General features: G+C 71.9%; 17 protein-coding genes. 7 read left to right on the forward strand and 10 right to left on the reverse strand.

The features are described 5' to 3' along the window. The first annotated feature begins 26 nt into the window (after positions 1-26). The 3 genes from ACZ3IG_RS05785 (at position 27) to ACZ3IG_RS05795 (ending at position 4,117) form a co-directional block, all read left to right on the forward strand. Positions 27-2,333 carry an FdhF/YdeP family oxidoreductase gene (locus ACZ3IG_RS05785; protein ID WP_467429402.1) on the forward strand — a complete coding sequence of 769 codons (2,307 nt, stop codon included), beginning with the start codon at positions 27-29 and terminating at the stop codon, positions 2,331-2,333. 140 nt (positions 2,334-2,473) lie between these two features. Further along, positions 2,474-3,325: an endo alpha-1,4 polygalactosaminidase gene (locus ACZ3IG_RS05790; RefSeq protein ID WP_467429403.1), complete on the forward strand. Its 852-nt coding sequence runs from the start codon at positions 2,474-2,476 to the stop codon at positions 3,323-3,325. 6 nt (positions 3,326-3,331) lie between these two features. Next, complete coding sequence (locus ACZ3IG_RS05795) at positions 3,332-4,117, forward strand: alpha/beta fold hydrolase (protein ID WP_467429405.1); 786 nt, start codon at positions 3,332-3,334, stop codon at positions 4,115-4,117. A 4-nt stretch (positions 4,118-4,121) separates the two neighbouring features. Here the strand turns inward: ACZ3IG_RS05795 and ACZ3IG_RS05800 are convergent, their stop codons facing one another. The 3 genes from ACZ3IG_RS05800 to ACZ3IG_RS05810 form a co-directional block, all read right to left on the reverse strand. Then, complete coding sequence (locus tag ACZ3IG_RS05800; RefSeq protein WP_467429408.1) at positions 4,122-5,456, reverse strand: enolase C-terminal domain-like protein; 1,335 nt, start codon at positions 5,454-5,456, stop codon at positions 4,122-4,124. Between the two features lie 32 nt (positions 5,457-5,488). Next, a complete protein-coding gene (locus ACZ3IG_RS05805; RefSeq protein WP_467429409.1) occupies positions 5,489-6,826 on the reverse strand; it encodes a gluconate:H+ symporter in 1,338 nt (445 codons plus the stop codon). Positions 6,827-6,991: 165 nt separating this feature from the next. Further along, complete coding sequence (locus ACZ3IG_RS05810) at positions 6,992-7,867, reverse strand: LysR substrate-binding domain-containing protein (protein ID WP_467429412.1); 876 nt, start codon at positions 7,865-7,867, stop codon at positions 6,992-6,994. A 74-nt stretch (positions 7,868-7,941) separates the two neighbouring features. On the opposite strand from ACZ3IG_RS05810, the gene ACZ3IG_RS05815 reads away from it, so the two are divergent. Next, positions 7,942-9,114: an L-talarate/galactarate dehydratase gene (locus tag ACZ3IG_RS05815; protein WP_467429413.1), complete on the forward strand. Its 1,173-nt coding sequence runs from the start codon at positions 7,942-7,944 to the stop codon at positions 9,112-9,114. A gap of 88 nt (positions 9,115-9,202) precedes the next feature. Further along, positions 9,203-10,129 carry a 5-dehydro-4-deoxyglucarate dehydratase gene (gene kdgD / locus ACZ3IG_RS05820; RefSeq protein WP_467429414.1) on the forward strand — a complete coding sequence of 309 codons (927 nt, stop codon included), beginning with the start codon at positions 9,203-9,205 and terminating at the stop codon, positions 10,127-10,129. A 210-nt stretch (positions 10,130-10,339) separates the two neighbouring features. Here kdgD and ACZ3IG_RS05825 read toward each other — a convergent pair whose 3' ends face one another. The 5 genes from ACZ3IG_RS05825 to ACZ3IG_RS05845 all read right to left on the reverse strand — a co-directional run bounded on the left by ACZ3IG_RS05825 (position 10,340) and on the right by ACZ3IG_RS05845 (position 15,347). Next, positions 10,340-11,332 (reverse strand): endonuclease/exonuclease/phosphatase family protein, encoded by a 993-nt coding sequence (locus ACZ3IG_RS05825; protein ID WP_467430504.1) that lies wholly within the window; start codon positions 11,330-11,332, stop codon positions 10,340-10,342. Positions 11,333-11,476: 144 nt separating this feature from the next. Continuing rightward, the gene (locus ACZ3IG_RS05830) at positions 11,477-11,776 is read right to left on the reverse strand and encodes a hypothetical protein (RefSeq protein ID WP_467429416.1); all 300 of its coding nucleotides are present in this window, start codon (positions 11,774-11,776) and stop codon (positions 11,477-11,479) included. Positions 11,777-11,849: 73 nt separating this feature from the next. Next, positions 11,850-13,445 (reverse strand): MFS transporter, encoded by a 1,596-nt coding sequence (locus tag ACZ3IG_RS05835; RefSeq protein WP_467429418.1) that lies wholly within the window; start codon positions 13,443-13,445, stop codon positions 11,850-11,852. Positions 13,446-13,616: 171 nt separating this feature from the next. Continuing rightward, on the reverse strand, positions 13,617-14,087 hold the full coding sequence (locus tag ACZ3IG_RS05840; protein WP_467429419.1) for a MarR family winged helix-turn-helix transcriptional regulator: 471 nt from the start codon (positions 14,085-14,087) through the stop codon (positions 13,617-13,619). Between the two features lie 183 nt (positions 14,088-14,270). Continuing rightward, the gene (locus ACZ3IG_RS05845; RefSeq protein ID WP_467429421.1) at positions 14,271-15,347 is read right to left on the reverse strand and encodes a GlxA family transcriptional regulator; all 1,077 of its coding nucleotides are present in this window, start codon (positions 15,345-15,347) and stop codon (positions 14,271-14,273) included. A 69-nt stretch (positions 15,348-15,416) separates the two neighbouring features. Here ACZ3IG_RS05845 and ACZ3IG_RS05850 point away from each other — a divergent pair, with 69 nt between their 5' ends. Next, the gene (locus ACZ3IG_RS05850; protein ID WP_467429423.1) at positions 15,417-16,424 is read left to right on the forward strand and encodes an NADP-dependent oxidoreductase; all 1,008 of its coding nucleotides are present in this window, start codon (positions 15,417-15,419) and stop codon (positions 16,422-16,424) included. A 102-nt stretch (positions 16,425-16,526) separates the two neighbouring features. On the opposite strand, the gene ACZ3IG_RS05855 is transcribed toward ACZ3IG_RS05850, so the two are convergent. Further along, positions 16,527-17,864: a family 43 glycosylhydrolase gene (locus ACZ3IG_RS05855; protein ID WP_467429424.1), complete on the reverse strand. Its 1,338-nt coding sequence runs from the start codon at positions 17,862-17,864 to the stop codon at positions 16,527-16,529. Between the two features lie 405 nt (positions 17,865-18,269). Between ACZ3IG_RS05855 and ACZ3IG_RS05860 the strand changes: the two genes are divergently transcribed. Continuing rightward, positions 18,270-18,644: a VOC family protein gene (locus ACZ3IG_RS05860; protein ID WP_215166462.1), complete on the forward strand. Its 375-nt coding sequence runs from the start codon at positions 18,270-18,272 to the stop codon at positions 18,642-18,644. Here the strand turns inward: ACZ3IG_RS05860 and ACZ3IG_RS05865 are convergent. After that, positions 18,625-19,671, reverse strand: coding sequence for a LacI family DNA-binding transcriptional regulator (locus ACZ3IG_RS05865; protein WP_467429426.1), 1,047 nt, complete (start codon positions 19,669-19,671; stop codon positions 18,625-18,627). The genes ACZ3IG_RS05860 and ACZ3IG_RS05865 overlap by 20 nt on opposite strands. Between the last annotated feature and the right edge of the window lie 129 nt (positions 19,672-19,800).

Here is a 19,800-nt window from a genome sequence, read left to right on the forward strand (position 1 = left end):
CCCGGAGAGAGCGAGAGACCCGCCTGATGCCGAAGCCGCAGAAGTCGCCGGGCGACGAGCCCGCGGAGAACCTCACCGTCGAACCGCCCAAGACCTGGGCCACGGGCGCCCCCGCCGTGGCGCACGCGCTGCGGTACTCCCTGGAGGAGACCTCGCTGCGGCGCACCGGCACGACGCTGCTGACCATGAACCAGGTCGGCGGCATCGACTGCCCCGGCTGCGCCTGGGCCGACCCGGCCCCCGGCCACCGGCACGTCAACGAGTACTGCGAGAACGGCGCCAAGCACATCAACGACGAGGCGACCACGCGCCGGATCACTGCCGACTTCTTCCGCCGGCACTCCGTCTCCGAACTGGGCCGGCGCTCCGACCTGTGGCTCAACCAGCAGGGCCGGCTCACCGAGCCGATGGTGAAGCGGCCGGGCTCGGACCACTACGAGCCCATCGGCTGGCAGGACGCCCTCGGGCTGCTCGCCGAGCAGCTCCGGGGACTGGACTCGCCCGACGAGGCGGTCTTCTACACCTCGGGCCGGGTCAGCAACGAGGCCGCGTTCGTCCTCCAGCTCTTCGCCCGGGCCTTCGGCACCAACAACCTCCCCGACTGCAGCAACATGTGCCACGAGTCCAGCGGCTTCGCCCTGCACGAGACGCTGGGCACCGGCAAGGGCACGGTGAGCCTGGAGGACCTGCACCACGCCGACCTGATCTTCGTGGTGGGCCAGAACCCCGGGTCCAACCATCCGCGTCAGCTCAGTGCCCTGGAGGCGGCCAAGCGGGGCGGGGCCCGGATCATCGCGGTCAATCCACTGCCGGAGGCGGGACTGCTGCGGTTCAAGAACCCGCAGAAGCCGCGCGGCGTGATCGGACGCGGCGTCGAGATCGCCGACCGGTTCCTGCGCATCCGCGTCGGCGGCGACCTCGCGCTGTTCCAGGGGCTGAACCGGCTCCTGCTGGAGGCGGAGGACGCCCGGCCGGGCACCGTGCTCGACCACGAGTTCATCCGGTCCAGTACCACCGGTTTCGACGAGTTCTCCCGGCACGCCCGCTCGGTGGCCTGGGAGGACATCCTCCGCGCGACCGGACTGACCCGGGCGGAGATCGAGCAGGTGCGCGACGACGTGCTGGCGAGCGAGCGGGTCATCGTCTGCTGGGCCATGGGCGTCACCCAGCACCGGCACGGCGTCCCCACCATCAGGGAGATCGTCAACTTCCTGCTGCTGCGCGGAAACCTCGGCCGGGCCGGCGCCGGGGCCTGCCCGGTGCGCGGGCACAGCAATGTGCAGGGCGACCGCACGGTGGGCATCTGGGAGCAGATGCCCGACTCCTTCCTCGACGCGCTGCGCGACGAGTTCGGCTTCGAGCCGCCCCGGCACCACGGCCTCGACTCGGTGAACTCGATCAGGGCGATGCGCGAGGGGCGGGTCAAGGTCTTCCTCGGGGTGGCGGGCAACTTCGTGCGGGCCGCCCCGGACAGCGAGGTCACCGAGGAGGCCATGCGGCGGTGCCGCCTCACCGCGCACGTCTCCACCAAGCTCAACCGGTCGCACACCGTGTGCGGCGAGACGGCGCTGATCCTGCCGACGCTGGGCCGCACCGAGCGGGACGTGCAGGCCACCGGCGAACAGTTCGTCACGGTGGAGGACTCCATGAGCGAGGTGCACGCCTCGCGCGGACGGCTGGAACCCGCCTCCCGGCTGCTGCTCAGCGAGGTGGCGATCCTGTGCCGGCTGGCCCGCCACACCCTGGACGGCGGGACCCGGATCCCCTGGGACCGGTTCGAGGCCGACTACGGGGCGATCCGCGACCGGATCTCCCGCATCGTGCCGGGGCTGCACGACTACAACCGGCGGGTCGCCCGGCCCGGCGGCATCAGGCTGCCCAACCCGGTCAACGAAGGGGTGTTCGGCACGGCCTCGGGCAAGGCCCGGTTCACCCCCAACGACTGGCGGATGCCCGAGGTCCCCGAGGGGCACCTGCTGCTGCAGACGCTGCGCTCCCACGACCAGTGGAACACGGTCCCGTACACCAACGACGACCGGTACCGGGGCATCCACGGCAGCCGTCGGGTGGTCATGGTCAACCCGGACGACCTCACGGCGCTCGGGCTGGCCGACGGGGCGCGGGTGGACCTGGTGAGTGTGGGGCCCGACGGTACGGAGCGGCGCGCCGCCGGTTTCACCGTGGTCGCCTACCCCAGCGCCCGCGGGTGCGCCGCCGCGTACTACCCCGAGACCAACGTCCTGGTGCCGCTGGACAGCGTGGCCGAGTTCAGCAACCAACCGGCGTCCAAGGGGCTGGTGGTGCGCCTGGAGACCGCCGCGGCCCCGGTTTGACGTGCGATTTCGGCGTCGCTTAGGTTTCTGTGAGACATGCCCAGCCGGTGTGCGGCCCCGTGCCGCGAGCCCGGACCGAGTCGCCAGGACCACTGCCGGTCCGAGGCGGGGACGTGTCCGCCAGATGGAGCCCGTCAGTCATGCGCAGCCACCGCGTCCGCACCCGTCCGTCCGCCGCCGTCCTCGCCGTGACGACCGCCCTGACCGCGCTGCTGGCCACGGCGTGTTCGAGCGGCGCCGAGGGCGACCCGAAGGCCACGGCTGCCACGACGGTGACACCGCCTCCCGCGCACACCGGCTTCGACTACCAGCTCGGCGGCCCGTACTCGCCGCCCGACGGCGTGCGGGTCGTCGTACGCGACCACACGGTGCGGCCCGCCGCCGGCCTCTACAACATCTGCTACGTCAACGCCTTCCAGGCCCAGCCCGGCGCCGAACGGGACTGGGACTCCGACCTCCTGCTGCGCGACGAGGACGGTGAGGTCGTCATGGACGAGGACTGGGGCGAGGCCATGCTGGACATCGGCACCGCCGGCAAGCGCGAGCGGATCGCCGAGAAGGTGAACGGCTGGATCGACGGCTGTGCGGACCGGGGCTACGACGCGGTCGAGCCGGACAACTACGACAGCTACACCCGGGCCCCCGAGGGGCTGCTGAGCGCGGGCGACGCCGAGGCGTTCCTCACGCTGCTCGCCGCGCACGCCCACGACCGGGGCCTGGCCATCGGCCAGAAGAACACCCCGCAGCTCGCCGGGGACCGCGAGAAGGTCGGTCTGGACTTCGCCGTGGCGGAGGAGTGCGGGAAGTACGACGAGTGCCAGGAGTACGTCGGCGCCTTCGGTGACGCGGTGCTGGTGATCGAGTACGACGAGAAGGGCCTGGAGAAGGCTTGCGCCGGCTGGGGCGAGGACGTCAGCATCGTCCGACGCGACCTGGACGTGCTGCCCGGCGGCCGCTCAGGTCATGTCCGGGAGACCTGCGACGACGTGTGAGGCGGCATGGCCGACGTGCACTGCACGGTGTGGGACGAGACGGGGGCGGCGGGAGCCACCGCCGTGCTGGTGCACTCCATCTTCACCTGGGGTGACGACGACGCCTACGGGTTCGCGGCGCAGCGTCCGCTGGCCGGGCGCCACCGGCTGCTGCTGATGGACCGCCGGGGCTACGGGCGCAGCCCCGGCACCGGCCGCAGTGACTTCGACACCGACGCCGCCGACCTGGTGGAGGTGCTGGCGCGGCAGGACGGCGGGGCGCACCTGGTCGGTCACGGCAACGGCGGCCTCGCCGCCATGCTCGCCGCGGGGCAGCGGCCCGACCTGGTGCGGTCCCTGACCCTGATCCAGCCCTCGGCGTTCTCCGCCGCGCCGGACCACCCCGTGGTGCGGGACATGCTGCGGCGGGTGGCGGACAGCGCCGGGGTGCCGGATTCGGTCACCCCGGAGCAGTATCTGCGGGCCTCCACCGAGGGGCTCGGGCTGCCGATGCCCGAGCCGACCGGGAAGCGGCTGCGGGCGGTGGCCACCTCGATGCGGGAACGCCCGGTCTGGGAGGCACGAGTGGAACTGGAGCCGCTGCGCGACGCGCCGTGGCCGACGCTGGTGATCTGCGGGACCTGGCAGGACGCGCCCGAACTGTACCGCCGTTACGCCGGTGAGCCGCTGATCGCGTGCGCCGAGGCGGTGGCTCGGGCGGTCGGCGCTCGTCTGCTGCGGGTGGACGGCTACTACCCGCACACCCAGCAGCCGGGCGCCGTCAACGCGGCGCTGCGCGCGCTGTGGGGCTGACCGGTCAGCGCACGAGGCAGGGCCGCTTGGCGTCGAACTTCCAGTCCGGCACCAGGTAGCGCATCCCGACGGCGTCATCCCGAGCGCCGAGCGCCTTCTCCAGGTACAGCTCGTGGGCGGCGAGGAGACGGTCCATGTCGAGCCGGACGCCGAGGCCCGGGGCATCGGGCACGGCTATCTCACCGTCGACGATGCGGGGCGGGGCGACGGTGAGCCGCTCCAGGCCCTCCTGCCAGATCCAGTGCGTGTCCAGGGCGTTGTACTCGCCGGGCGCGGCGGCCCCGCAGTGCGTGACCATCGCCAGGGAGATGTCGAAATGGTTGTTGGAGTGGCAGCCCCAGGTCAGTCCCATCGCGTTGCACAGCTGCGCCACCCGCACCGAGCCCTGCATGGTCCAGAAGTGCGGGTCGGCCAGCGGGATGGACACCGACTGCAGGGCGAGGGCATGAGTGAGCTGCCGCCAGTCGGTGGCGATCATGTTGGTGGCGGTGGGCAGGCCGGTGGCCCGGCGGAACTCCGCGAGCACCTCCCGGCCGGAGTAGCCGCCCTCGGCTCCGCAGGGGTCCTCGGCGTAGGCGAGGGTCCCGACGAGGGGCGCGCAGAGTTCGACGGCCTCGCGCAGTGACCAGGCGCCGTTGGGGTCGAGGGTGATCCGGGCCTCGGGGAAGCGCTCCTTGAGCGCGCGTACGGCCTTGACCTCCTCCGCGCCGTCCAGGACGCCGCCCTTCAGCTTGAAGTCGCGGAACCCGTAGCGGGCGTAGGCGGCCTCGGCCTGTCGGACGATGGCCTCGGGGGTGAGGGCCTCCTCGTGGCGGACGCGGTGCCAGGGGTCGTCGGCGTCGGGTTCGCGGACGTACTCCAGGTCGGTGCGGTCGGGGTCCCCGACGTAGAAGAGGTAGCCCAGGACCCGGACCGAGTCGCGCTGCTGTCCGTCGCCGAGGAGGGCCGCGACCGGCACGTCCAGGTGCTGTCCCAGCAGGTCGAGCAGGGCGGACTCGACGGCGGTGACCGCGTGGACGGTGGTGCGCAGGTCGAAGGTCTGCGCGCCGCGTCCGCCGGAGTCCCGGTCGGCGAACCGGTCGCCGATCTCGCGCAGCACCCGCTTGTAGTCACCGACCTTCGCGCCGAGCACCAGGGACTCGGCGTCCCTGAGCGTCTGGGTGATCTTCTCTCCGCCGGGTACCTCACCGAGCCCGGTGCGTCCCTCGGAGTCGGTCAGGACGACGATGTTGCGGGTGAAGTAGGGGCCGTGGGCGCCGGAGAGGTTCAGCTCCATGCTGTCCCGGCCGGCCACGGGGTAGACGGAGAAGGCGGTGACGGTCGGCTGGCTCGTGGTCATGTGGTGTCGGGTTCCTTGGGGTGGAGGGGTGGTCACAGGCTGAGGATGTCGAGGGCCCACTCGCCGGCCAGGACGCCGGCGAGGCCGAGGACCGACAGCACCGTGGTGTAGCTGGTGCGGACCTTGATGGCCTGGATGACGGAGAGGTTGAAGTACTCCTTGAAGAGCCAGAATCCGGGGTCGTTGACGTGGGAGAAGGCGATGGAGCCGCAGGAGACGGCGAGCACCATCATCTCGGCGTGCGTGCCGCTGCCGGCGAGCAGGGGCAGCACGACCCCGGAGGCCGTGACGACGGCGACCGTCGCCGAGCCGAGGGCGATGCGGAGGATGACCGCGATGAGCCAGGCCAGGACAAGGGGAGAGATGGACCAGGTGTCGGTGACGTCCTGGATGTAGTCGGAGATGCCGCCTTCGACGAGGACGTTCTTGAACGCGCCGCCCGCGCCGATCACCAGCAGGATCATCGCCATCGCCTGCGCCGCCGAGCCGCACGAGGCGCCGACGTCCGCGAGACTCCGGCCGATCCGCGGGCCGAACGCCCAGATGGCCAGGCACAGGGTCAGCAGCAGGGCGATCGGCGCGGAGCCGATGAACGCGACGGTGTGCAGGAGCGGGGTCTCGCCGGAGGCGGCCATGTCGGTCACCGCGGCGCCGGCGATCAGGACGACGGGGAACAGCGCCACGGACAGCGACCAGCCGAGGCCGGGCATCTCCTCGTCGGTGAACTCGCGCTCGGAGACGAGGCCCTTGGGAATGGCGGGGCTGATGGCCTTCACGAACGGCAGGCGCGGCCAGAGCAGGGCGATGAAGGCGCCGACGGGGACCGCGATGAACAGGCCGTAGAAGAGGGTCAGTCCGACGGAGGCGTGGAAGGTGGCGGCGACGGCGGTGGGGCCGGGGTGCGGGGGGAGGAAGCTGTGCATGGTGGACAGGGCGATCGACATCGGCAGACCGACCCAGAGCAGGTTCGCCCGGGTGACCCTGACCAGGGTGAAGGCGATCGGCACGATGATGATGAACGCGACCTCGTAGAACATGGTCACGCCGATGAGCATCGAGGTGACGACCATGGCGACCTGGACCCCGCGGGGCCCGAAGGCGTCGAGGAGTTTGCCGGCTATGCGCTGGGCGGCGCCGGAGTCCCCCATGACCCGGCCGACCATGGCACCGAGCCCGATGGTGAGCATGGTGTCACCGATCTGGCCCCCGATGCCCTCCGAGAGGATGTCGGGAATGTCCTGCACCGGTATGCCCTGCACCAGGGCGACACCGACCGCCACCAACAGGAGGGCCGCGAAACCGTTCAGCTTCAGTCTGGTCATGAGCAGCAGCAGGACCAGAACGCTGATGCCGACTACGACAAGTGGCATGTCAGTTCCCCTTTGAACTGTGGGACAAGTGACCGCCGAACGGCACCGAACTGCGGTTACCGGCTGACCGTAGAGATCGTTCCGATTCCCGTCCATGTCGAATTTTGTTGGTTGCGATACCTTGCGCGCATGACTGGCGTGTGACGCCTATGCGTCATGTATGTGTCACAGGTGGCGCAGGAGGGCGTCCAGGGCCGGGTTGTCGTTGTTCTTGCGCCACACCAGCTTCAGTTCCACCGGCCGCGGGTCCGGCAGGACCACCTGCCGGAAGACGATCCCGCCGTAGCGCATGTGTGCCGCGGTCTCCGGTACGAGGGCGATGCCCCAGCCGCCGTTGACGAGGGCCAGGATGCTGTGCACCTGGGTGAGGTACTGGGTGAAGACGGGCCGCACCTGGGCCGCCCGGAAGATGCTGATCAGCAGTTCGTGGAAGTAACGGGCCTCGATGGGCGAGTACATGAGGAAGTCCTGCCCGGCGAAGTCCTCGATCGGCACCGGTCCGTCCGGGACGGCCATCGGATGTCCTTCCGGCAGGGCGGCCACCAGTGCTTCCCGGACGGCGGTGCGGGAGCACAGGTCGGCCCCGGTGGCCGAGGGCCGGATCAGCCCGAGGTCGAGGGAGCCCGCGCTCAGGGCCTCCAGCTGACGGCGGGTGACGAGCTCCTGCAACAGGATCTCCACGCCGGGCAGGGCCGCCCGCGCGGTGTCCAGGAGGCCGCCGAGCGCGGAGTAGGCGCTGGCGGCCGTGAACCCGACCGCGATCGTCCCCGCCTCGCCGCTGGAGACCCGGCGTACGGCGAGGGCGGCGTGCTCGGACTGGCGCAGGATGCGGCGGGCCTCGACCAGGAAGGCACGGCCCGCCGGGGTGAGCCGCACGGTGCGGTTGGTCCGGTCCAGCAACTGGACGCGCAGTTCGTTCTCCAGCAGCTGGATCTGCCGGCTGAGCGGTGGCTGGGTCATGTTGAGCCGCTCCGCGGCCCGGGTGAAGTGCAGTTCTTCGGCGACGGCCACGAAGCTCGTCAACTGGGCAAGGGTGAACATCGATGCGCTCCAGGTATCAGTACATCCAATATCTATGTTGGACGTGCATTAAAGCCGACCGTAGCGTCGGGGCCATGACCACCATGAACGTCGGGCCCATGAACCCCGTCAGTGAGGTCGCGCAGGACCGGATCGCCTGGGTGCGGCTGTCCTCGGTGACCCTTCCGCTGGCCACGCCGGTCAGCGACGCGAAGGTGTTCACCGGTCGGCAGAAACCGATGACAGAAGTGGCCCTGCTGTTCGCGGAGATCTCAACTGAGCGGGGTCATGAGGGCATCGGCTTCAGCTACTCGAAGCGGGCCGGCGGCCCCGGGCAGTTCGCGCACGCCAAGGAGATCGCCGGGGAGCTGATCGGCGAGGACCCCAGCGACATCGGCAGGATCTGGACCAAGCTGGTGTGGGCCGGCGCCTCGGTGGGCCGCGGCGGACTGGCCACCCAGGCCGTGGCCGCCTTCGACATCGCCCTGTGGGACCTCAAGGCCAAGCGGGCCGGCCTGCCGCTGGCCAAGCTGCTGGGCGCGCACCGCGACTCGGTGCGCTGCTACAACACCTCCGGCGGTTTCCTGCACACCCCGATCGAGCAGGTCCTCGACAACGCCACAGCCTCCCTGGCCAGCGGCATCGGCGGCATCAAGCTCAAGGTCGGCCACCCCGACGGGAAGCACGACCTGGCCCGCCTCACCGCCGTACGCGAACACATCGGCGACGACGTGCCGCTGATGGTCGACGCCAACCAGCAGTGGGACCGGCCCACCGCGCGGCGCATGGGCCGCGCCATGGAGGAGTTCGGCCTGGTCTGGATCGAGGAACCGCTCGACGCCTACGACGCGGCCGGGCACGCGGCGCTCGCCGCCTCCCTGGACACCCCCGTCGCCACCGGCGAGATGCTCGCCGGCGTCGCCGAACACGCCGAACTGATCCGGCACGGCGCGGCCGACGTCATCCAGCCCGACGCGCCCCGCATCGGCGGCATCACCCAGTTCCTCAAGCTCGCCGCCCTCGCCGAACACCACCAGCTCCAGCTGGCCCCGCACTTCGCGATGGAGATCCACCTCCACCTCGCCGCCGCCTACCCGATCGAGCCCTGGGTGGAGCACTTCGACTGGCTGGAGCCCCTGTTCGACGAGCGCATGGAGACCCGTGACGGACGCATGCTCGTGCCTTCCCGTCCTGGTCTCGGCATCACCCTCAGCGACCGGGCCCGTGCCTGGACGGTCGCCGGACACGAAGTGGGCTCCCGGCCCTGACCCCGGCCCCGGTGCGGGCGGCACCGGAACGGACAGCCGCGCCGCCCGCACCGGCCCCTCCCTTTCCCGACACTCACTGGAGCCTCCCATGACGTCCTTCACCCCCGCAGCACTCGGCCGCCGCATCGGCTCGGGCCTGCTGTCCTTCCCGGTGACCCACTTCCGCGACGACCTCTCCTTCGACGAGGACGCCTACCGGGAGAACATCGTCCGCCTCGCCGAGTACGACGTGGGCGGTCTCTTCGCCGCGGGCGGCACGGGCGAGTTCTTCTCGCTGACGCCCGCCGAGGTGGAGCGGGTCGTCACCGCCGCCGTCGAGAGCGCCCCCGACGGCACGCCGATCCTGGCCCCCGCGGGCTACGGCACCGCCACCGCCGTCGAGTTCGCCGCCGCGGCCGAACGGGCCGGCGCCGACGGCATCCTGCTCTTCCCGCCCTACCTCACCGAGGCCTCGCAGGAGGGCCTGGCCCAGCACGTGGAGGCCGTGTGCCGCGCCACGTCCCTCGGTGTGGTCGTCTACAGCCGCGCCAACGCCGTGTACTCCGCCGACACCGTCGCCCGTCTCGCCGAGACCTGCCCCAACCTCATCGGGTACAAGGACGGCGTCGGCGACATCGACACGGTGACCCGGATCGTCGCCGGGCTCGGCGACCGCCTCACCTACATCGGCGGCCTGCCCACCGCCGAGACGTACGCCCTGCCCTACCTCCAGCTCGGGGTGACGACGTACTCCTCGGCCATCTTCAACTTCCTGCCCGAGTTCGCCCTCGCCTTCTACGCCGCCGTCCGCGAGCACCGGCAGGCCGACGTCACCCGGATGCTGTCGGACTTCGTGCTGCCGTACACCGGGATCCGCAACCGCCGGGCCGGTTACGCGGTCAGCATCGTCAAGGCCGGTATGACGGCCACCGGTCACAGCGCGGGCCCGGTCCGCCCGCCGCTCACCGACCTGTCCCCGGCGGAATTCGACGAGCTGTCGGCCCTGATCGCCAAGCTCCCCGCCACCACCGCCTGATCCGCCGCCTCCCGTCCGGTCCGGCCGACCACGGTCGCCGCGGCCCGAGGGCGAGAGGACTTCGACACCCCGCTGCTCCTGTGCCCCTGCCCGCGGACAGGCAGCGGCGGTGGCTCGCCGAGGCGGTCACCGAGACGTCCGGCCCCCGCCCGTGGGCCGGGCGCCCCGGCACATGAACCGGCCCGCGTCCCGCCGCCCTCTGCCCCTCCGTCAGCCGAGCATGATCCGGGCGGCCACCGGCAGGTGGTCGCTGCCGGTGGCGGGGAGGGTGCGTATGGGGCCGACGGTGGCCGAGGCGGCCATGATCTGGTCGATGCGGGCCAGCGGGAAGCCGGCGGGGAAGCTGAAGGCGAAGCCGCCGTCGGGTACGTCCAGGCGCGAGGTCAGCGGGGAGAGTCCGCGGTCGTCGACGGTGCCGTTGAGGTCGCCCAGCAGCAGTATCCGGTCCAGGTCGTCGGCAGCGATCGCCGCGCCCAGCAGGCCGGCGCTCTCGTCGCGCCGCGTGGAGGCGAGACCGGTCGCGCCGAGGCGGACCGAGGGCAGGTGGGCGACGTAGGCGGCGAGGTCGCCGTGCGGTGTGCGGACCACGGTGCGCAGGCCGCGGTTCCAGGAACCGGTGATCCCCTCGGGTCTGATGTCGACCTGCCGGGTGCCGGTGAGCGGGTGCTTCGACCAGATTCCGACGGTGCCCCGGACCGCGTGGTACGGGAAGTCGGGGGCGAGGACCTCCTCGTAGTCCCGCAGCGCCGGGGCGACCAGTTCCTCCAGGGCTATGAGATCGGGGTCCGCGCCGGCCAGGGCGCGGGCCGTGCCGGCCGGGTCGGTGTTGTCGTCGCCGACGTTGTGCTGCACCACGAGGAGGCCGCGGGCACCGGGTTCCACGCCGGGCCGGAGCAGCCCGCCGAAGTGGGCAGCCCAGGCCACCACCGGCAGCAGTACGGCGATCGACGCGGTGGCCGACCGGCGCAGCAGGGACAGCGCGAGCAGAACCACGGTCACGAGACCGAGCCACGGCAGGAAACTCTCCAGCAGACTGCCGAGGCGGCCCACGGAGTTGGGCACGGCCCGGTGGAACAGCAGGAGCGCGGCGGTCAGCACCGCGAGTGCGGCGAGCAGCCGCCCCCGGCTCCAGACGGTGCCGCGCCGCCCGGCGCCTTCCGCCCGGCCGGCCGGGGCACGCCGCGCCGCCCGCCACCGGAGCACCGCGGCGCCGGCCCTCTCCCCCACCACGTGGACCCCTCCCCCACTTCCCGGACGGACCTCCGGACGGCGGTCCCTGTTCCCGGTCAACGCGTGGTCCGGCCGGAAGAGTTCCTGGTCGTCGCGGCGGTCCTCAGCGGCGCCGTGTCACCGCAGGGCCACCGGCCGTCCGGTCCCGTGCCGCCTGCCGGAGAGGTCGCGGCCGGTGCGCCGGTAGGTGACGAACGCGTACACGGACAGGCCGGCCCACAGGAAGGCGCTCAGCAGGGGCCACCAGCGGTCCGAGCCCTGTGCGCCCGTGATCAGACTGTTCACCCAGGAAAGGACCCAACTGACCGTCAGCAGCGAGGCGACCCACCGGAACCAGCGCATGAGACTCATGGTCCCTTTCGCCCGCGCCACGGCCGGGTCCCGGTCGTCGTCGGAGCGTGCTCGTTCATTCTTCATGCATATCGGGTACCCCGTTTCGCCGCGCCCGCGCCCGCCGATGGGCGGGCGCGGGCGCGGCGGTGCGGCATGCTCAGGCGGCGGGCTGCTCCGAGGCGGTGCGGCGCACGCCGACGGCGGCCACCACGGCGCCGAGGACGCACAGCACGCCGGCGACGAGCGCGGCGGTGTGCACGCCGTTCATGAACGCCTGGTGGCTGCCCTCGACGACGGCGTCCCGGAGCCGGGCGGGCATACCGTCGGAGACGGGCGCGACGCCCATGGCCACCGCGTCCTTGGCCTCCTCCAGCCCGGCGGCAGCGGTCGCGGGCACGCCGGCGGAGGTGAGTTCGCCGGTGAGGGTGGAGCCGACGCGGCTGCTGATCAGCGACACGAGGACCGAGGTGCCGAGCGCGCCGCCGACCTGCAGGGCGGTCGCCTGGAGGCCGCCCGCGACTCCGCCGTCCCTGACCGGCGCGTTGCCGACGATGGCGTCCGAGGAGGACGACATCACCATGCCGACGCCCAGGCCGAGGGCGATGAACGGCGGCCACATCGTGGCGTACGAGGAGTCGGCGCTCCAGCCGAGCATCACGAAGCAGGCGACCGCCTGGAGGGCCATGCCGAGCGGCATCGTCAGCCGCGGTCCGAACCGGTCGGTGAGCGCCGCGCCGAGCGGGGAGGCGACGACCGAGGCGAGGCTCAGCGGCAGGGTGCGCACCCCGGCCTCGACGGGGGTGAAGCCGCGCACGCTCTGCAGGTAGAGCATGACGAAGAAGATCACGCCGAGCAGGACGAAGAAGTTCAGCGCGGTGACGCCCGTGCCGATGGTCAGCGCGCGGCTGCGGAACAGCCGCATGGGCAGCAGGGGCGAGGCGACCCGGTTCTCCCAGAAGCCGAAGACCAGCAGGATCACCACGCCGGCCGCGATGGCGCCGAGCGTGCCGCCCGAGGTCCAGCCCCAGGTCTCGCCCTTGACGACGCCGAAGACGACGGCGAGCAGTCCGAGGGCGAGCAGGACGACGCCGAGGATGTCGAACTTCTCGTCCGCGGCGGCGCTGTTCCTGGTCTGCGGCAGGACGACGATGCTGAAGACCAGCGCGATGACGCCGATGGGGGCGTTGATGTAGAAGACGGACTCCCAGTTGACGTGCTGGACGAGCAGTCCGCCGACGATGGGGCCGAGCGCGGTGGAGACCGAGGAGACCATGGCCCAGATGCCGACCGCCATGCCGAACTTCTTCGGCGGGAAGACGGCTCGCAGCATGCCCAGGGTGTTGGGCATCAGCAGGGCGCCGAAGAAGCCCTGGACGGCGCGGAAGGCGATGACGCCCTCGATGGAGCCGGCCAGTCCGATGGCGACGGAGGCGACGGTGAAGCCCGCGACGCCGATCAGGTAGAAGGTGCGGCGCCCGAACCGGTCGCCGAGCTTGCCGCCGAGGATCAGGGCCGCGGCGAGGGCCAGCAGATAGGAGTTGGTGACCCACTGGAGGTCGGAGGTGGAGGCGCCCAGGTCCCGGCCGATCTCGGGGTTGGCGATGGAGACGACGGAGCCGTCCAGGCCGACCATGAAGAGGCCGAAGGCGACGGCGATCAGCGTCAGCCACGGGTTGGCCCGCCGTCCGCGCGGGCGGTCCGCGGCCGGGGCGTGGGTCGGTGGGGCGGAGGATGCGGTGGGGGCGGAGGGCATGACTGTGCGTGTCCTTCGATCGTGCGTTGAGTGACACCGCACGGCGGATCCGGCCACGGAACGTGACGGAACGGCCGACGGCTCGGGGAAAGGTGCGGAAAGGAGAAGGCCTCGACGAGCGAGCGCGCCACGCCCTGACGGCCCCGGTCCGCGCGGGACCGGAGCGGGTGGTCAGCGGCGGGAGCGCAGCTGCCCTTCGAGTGCCGAGAGCGAGCCCAGGGCCGAGCCCAGGGCGTCCAGCTCGCCTTCGGTCAGCGCCCGCAGGGCGCTGCTCAGGTGGGCGCCCATCAGGCGTTCGACCTCGGCGAGCTGCCGCCGGGCCAGCGGGGTGCGGTGCAGGTGCGCGACCCTCTTGTCGGCCGCGTCCTGGCGACGCTCCAGCAGCCCCTGCTCGGTCAGCTGGGTGACCAGCGCGCTGACGTTGTTGGGTTTCATCAGCAGGGCTTCGGCCGCCGCGCGGACGGTGGTGCCGTCGTTCTCCTCGACGTGCCGCAACAGCGCGAGCTGCGCCTCGGGCGGCTTGGGGTGCGCGTAGTCCTGCGCGACCTGGCGGTCGAGGGCCCGGGTCAGCCTGGGCAGGCACGCCACGAGCCGAGCGGCCACGTGGTCGATGTCCTGCGCGGACGTGTTCTCCTCGGGCATACACCGCATTTAACTATGCCGTCATACCTATGTCAAGGCAGCTGTTCGCGCCGTCGAAGTCCGATCAGCGCGCCGGACGGAGCACGGAGCGGAAACCGCGGTACACCCCGTCTCGTTCGCCGGCCGCGGGGGAAGGACGGGTGCCGGAGCCGGCGGGCCGTCGGGTCCGATCCTCCTCAGCCCTCAGGTCCCGGCTCGCGTGGCGTTGCCCCCGGCCGGGCCGGAGGCGCGGAAAGTGCGCCGGTACGCCGACGGGGCGACCCCCGTCTCCGCCGCCAGGTGCCGCCGCAGCGAGGTGGCGGTGGCGAAGCCGACCTCGTGGGCGACGCGTTCCACCGGCAGGTCGCTGGACTCCAGCAGGTGCCGCGCCCGCCGCAACCGTTGCCGGGTCAGCCAGCGCCCGGGGCTCATACCGGTCTCCTCCCGGAAGCGCCGGGAGAAGGTACGGGTGCTCATCGCCGCGTGCGCGGCCATCTCGTCCAGCGACAGCGGCAGGTCCAGCCGGTGCAGCGCCCAGTCGCGGGTCGGCCCGGTGCCGGTCCCACTCGCCGGCGGCAGCGGCCGCTCGATGTACTGCGCCTGCCCGCCGTCCCGGTAGGGCGGCATGACGCAGCTCCGGGCCACCTGGTTGGCCACCTCGCTGCCGTGGTCCTGGCGCACCAGGTGCAGGCAGACGTCGACACCGCTCGTCGCCCCCGCGGAGGTCAGGACGTCACCGTGGTCGACGAAGAGCACACCGGGGTCGAACTCGACCCGGGGAAACAGCTCCTGGAAGTAGTCGGTGAGCGCCCAGTGGGTGGTGGCCCGGCGCCCGTCCAGGAGACCGGCGGCCGCCAGGAGGAAGGCGCCGGTGCAGATGGACACCAGGCGGGTGCCGGGGCGGACGCGGGACAGGGCGGCGAGGGCCGGCGGGTCCGGGGCGGCCGAGGCCGGGGAGATCTCGTACGGAGGGATGACCACGGTGTCCGCCTCGGCCAGCGCCTCCGGACCGTGCCCGGGGGTGACGGTCAGGTCCGCGTCGGTACGCACGGGCCGCCCGTCCACGCTCGCGGACAGCACCTCGTAGCGGCCGTCGGCGGACCCCAGGACCCGGTGGGGGATGCCGAGTTCGAACGGGTAGACGCCGTCGAGGGCAAGGACGACGACCTTGTGGGCGCCGGGCCGCGGGTCCGGGCGCAGCCGGCCGTCCAGTTCGTCGGCGAGGTCACGGGCCCGGGACGGCACGGCGGACCAGGGAGGAGCGGAAAGGTCGAGAGACATGGCAGGAATGTATCGGAGGATGACCTTCTCGCCATCGCCCGGGCCGGACCGTACGGCCAGGATCGGGGCATGACTTCGACGGACACCCCTGAGAACATCGCCTCCCCGGCCCTGACGGCTGCCCCGGACGGGGAGGGCGCCCCCGTGATGCTCGCCCTGCACCAGACGGCCCTCGGCGGCCCCGAGGTCCTGCGGCTGACCGAGCTCCCCCGTCCCGTCCCGGGCCCCGGGCAGATCCTCGTCGCCGTGCACGCGGCCGGACTCAATCCCACGGACTTCAAGCACCGTGCCCTGAGCATCTTCCTGCCGCCCCCGCCGCTGACCCTCGGCTGGGACGTCTCCGGCACCGTGGTGGAGACCGGAATGGGCGTCACCCTGTTCCGGCCCGGTGACGAGGTGTTCGGCATGCTGCCCTACCCGTACGGGGCCGGCTCCCACGCCGAGTACGTGACCGGCCCCGCCCGCGCGTTCGCCGCCAAGCCCGCCGGGATCGACCACGTCCAGGCGGCCGCCCTGCCGCTGGCCGCGCTCACCGCCTGGCAGGCCCTCGTCGACACCGCGGACCTCCGGGCCGGGCAACGCGTACTGATCCACGCCGCGGCCGGCGGCGTCGGCCATCTCGCCGTACAGATCGCCAAGGAGCGCGGCGCACACGTCACCGGGACGGCGAGCGCCTCCAAACACGGCTTCCTGCGCGAACTCGGCGCGGACAGGTGCGTCGACTACCGCTCCGAGGACTTCACCGACACCGAAGAACCCTACGACGTCGTCCTCGACACTCTCGGCGGGACGACCGCCACCCGTTCCGTGAGCGTGCTCCGCCCCGGCGGCGTGCTCGTCTCCCTGGTCCCGGGCGGCGAGGACACCCGGGCCGTGGCGGAGCGGGCACAGGTCCGCGCCGTCACCCTGATCGTCGAGCACGACCAGGCCGGGATGCGCGCCATCGCCGGACTCGTCGACCGGGGCAGTCTCCGCGCCCACGTCTCCGGCACCTTCCCCCTCGCCGAAGGCGCCCGGGCGCACGCCCTGGGGGAGACGGGCCGCACCACGGGCAAGCTCGTCATCACCGTGCGCTGAGACGGACCGGCCGGGCACTGGCAAGGCCGCGGTGCCGTCGGACCGCGTGAACGCGGCCCACCCGTGGAGCCGGCGGAGCATGACGCCCCGTCCGGCGGCGGACTACTTCCGGCGCCGGACGTACAGCCGGTTGCCCCCGGGGCCGGTCCACTCCAGCCGTACGACACCGGGCACGGCGGCCTCGTCGGCGCGCGAGGCGTTGGACCAGTAGCCGGCGGCCGGGTTGAGGAAGTACGTCGCCCACAGGTCGCCCGTGTGATCGACGAAGAAGTTGTTGTGCCCGGCGCCGACACCGGCGGTGTACCGCTTCGAGTACGGGCCCTCGAAGGTGTCGGACACGGCGACGATCGCGTCGTACTGGTACTGCACGCGCCCCGTGGCGGCCACGTCGTAGGCGTGCCGGGTGGTGCCGTCGGCGTTGAGGGACGCCCGGTTCCAGGCGGCGTGGACCAGGTGGTACGTGCCCTTGTACTTGAACACGTACGCGCCCTCCAGGTACGGCTCGGGCGCGTACGGCTGCTGCTGGAACGTCGGCAGGTTCGTCGGCGTGACGAGGTCCTCCATGTCGTCCCGGAACTTGGCGTACAGGTTGTTGTGCAGGACGAGCCACGCGTCGTCGCCCTCGGTGTAGAGGCCGCCGTCGATGTGGTGGTAGGCGCCGGGTTCGATGAAGCTCGGCCCGCCGATGAACGAGTCGCCGAAGGGCTTCTCCAGGTTGCCCTCGACCAGCCGGTACGGACCCTCGACACCACCCTCGCTGACCAGCATGAACGAGCCGACCTTCTGGGCGTAGTCACCGGTGCAGGCGACGATGTACCACTTGCCGCGGAAGCGGTGCACTTCGGGCGCCCAGGCGTGGCCGCGCTTGCCGTACGTGTCGTCGTACCAGTACTCCTGCCAGGGGGCGACGACCGTGCGTCCGTCGGTGTTCTCGTCGACGAACTCCGGCGACCAGACCTTGCCCTTCTCCGCGCCGGGCCGGATGCCGGTGGTGTCGGCCAGTCTCCAGGGTCCCTGGAGCGAGCGGGCCGTCCAGACGAAGATGCCGTCGTTCCAGGGAGCGGCCACGTCGAGCCCCGGCACCCGGGTGGTGCCGGTGGCGACATACAGCGGACGGCCGTCGACGACGAAGCAGTTGACGTAGGTGTCCCGGATCCACACCACGCCGCGCTCCTCGTCGCGGGGGCGCAACTCCAGGGGGAGGACGAAGGAGTTGTCCTCCCGCGGCCACAGGTCCAGCCGGGCGTCGGCCAGACCGTAAGGTTCGGGGTCGGGCCAGTTCGCCGGGTACCGCCGCCCTGCCGCCGCCTCGGCCGGTACGGAGGCGGCCGGTTCCGCCCGCGCGCCGGCCGCCGGGAGCACGGCGCCCGCGCCCGCGCCGGCGACTCCCGCCAGCAGGGAGCGGCGGCCGACGGTGAACCTCTTCTCGGTGTGGCTCATCAGTCACGTTCTCCTTCGTCGTCGGGAACGCCGGTGGCCCGGCCGTGACGTGCGGAAAAGGCCCCCTCGGAGGGGACGTGCTCAGCATGCGAACGCGCTGCGAATTACGTCAACACTCCGGATAATTAATCCGGGGCCGCGCTGCCGCGCGGCGCGGTGCGCCGGCCCGTTCCCGCTGGCAGGGCGGATTTGTGAAGTCATGAACATCTCGTGACACGCGAGGTAGGGTGGTCCACCGTGAACACCGGACCGGCGATGAAACGCCAGACACGGAACGGCAATCCGGTGGAGCACTGACCGCACGGCGGGCGCGCACGACGCGCCCCGCGCACCGGCCACGTGGTCCTCCCCGTGCTCGCCCGCATGAGTTTTCTTCCCATGTCGAGCGAGAGCGAGATCAGCCGTATGACCGTCACGTTCAACCACACCATCATCGCCGCCGTGGACCGCGCCGAGTCGGCGCGTTTCTTCCGGGAGCTGCTGGAGCTACCTGAGGCACCGTCCTGGGGGCCGTTCACCAACATCCAGCTCAGCGACGGCGTACTGCTCCAGTTCGCCGAACCGCCGGTGGAGATCCAGATGCAGCACTACGCGTTCCTGGTCGACGACGAGTTGTTCGACCGGGCGTACCGGCGGCTGTGCGAGCGCGGCGTCGAGCACTGGGCCGATCCGCAGATGCGGCGCCCGGGCGAGACCAACGACGAGCACGGCGGTCGCGGGGTCTACTTCAAGGACCCCGCCGGGCACGCGATCGAGCTGATCACCCGTCCGTACCTGTGACGTGACCGGTCCGGCCTCCGCCCGCGCGCCCCAGGGTGCTCTCGCGTGCGGCCAGGCGGTAGCCCGCCCGGATGCGGCGGGGCTCGACGGCCCCGCCGCCGAGCCGGGCCAGTACCGACTCCACCGCCAGCCGGCCGATGGCCGCCTTGTCCGGTGACACGGAGGTGAGGCTCACCGCGCCGAACCGGCCCTCGACCACGTCGTCGAAGCCGACGACCGCGATGTCCTCGGGGACCCGGACTCCGCGCGCGTGCAGCACCCGCATGGCACCGATGGCCATCGGGTCGTTGTAGGCGAAGACCGCGTCGGGGCGGCGGCCGGAGTCCAGGAGGCGGACCATCGCCGCCTCGCCGTCCGCGTGCCCCCAGCCGTCGGTGGCGGCCACGAGGCCGTCGTCGGCGGCCAGTCCGGCTGCGGTCAGTTCCTCGCGCCAGCCGTGCACCCGCAGTTGGGCCGGTTCGCTGCCGCCGCGCCGGGCGCCGATGAACGCCACCTCCCGGCGCCCCACTTCGACCAGGTGCCGGACGGCGGCGCGGGCGGCGGCGACGTTGTCGATGGCGATGTGGTCCCAGGGCAGGTCGTACTCGCGCTCGCCGAGCAGCACCAGCGGCACGTTCTCCGCGCGGTCGCGCAGGTCCTCGGTCTCCAGCTCGATGGGGCTGAGGATCAGTCCGTCGATCACCCGGGCCCGGAAGCCCTGACTGACCAGGAGTTCCTGTTCACGGCGTCCGCCGGTGTGGTCGAGCAGCACGATGTAGTCGTGCTCGGCGGCGCTGTCGATCACGGCGGCGGCCAGTTCGGCGAAGTACGGGTTGCCCAGCTCGGGCAGGGCGAGGGCGATGATGCCCGTGCGTCCCTTGCGCAGGTGCCGGGCGGCCAGGTTGGGCCGGTAGCCGAGGGCGTCGATGGACCGCTGGACGCGTGCGCGCATGGCGGGGGTGACGTGCTGGTAGTCGTTCACCACGTTGGAGACGGTCTTGATGGAGACCCCCGCGTGCGCGGCGACGTCCTTGAGACTGACCCGCACGGCATTCCCTTCCGGAGCGATCGACCCGGGCGCCACGCTGGAGCACCGCTTCCGTGACACTGACACGGCGATCGTACGGCGTGCCGTCGTCGGCGTCCGGGGAATATCCTCTCGCCTCCTGCCCGTGAA

It is taken from the genome of Streptomyces sp. NPDC016677 (assembly GCF_055562815.1).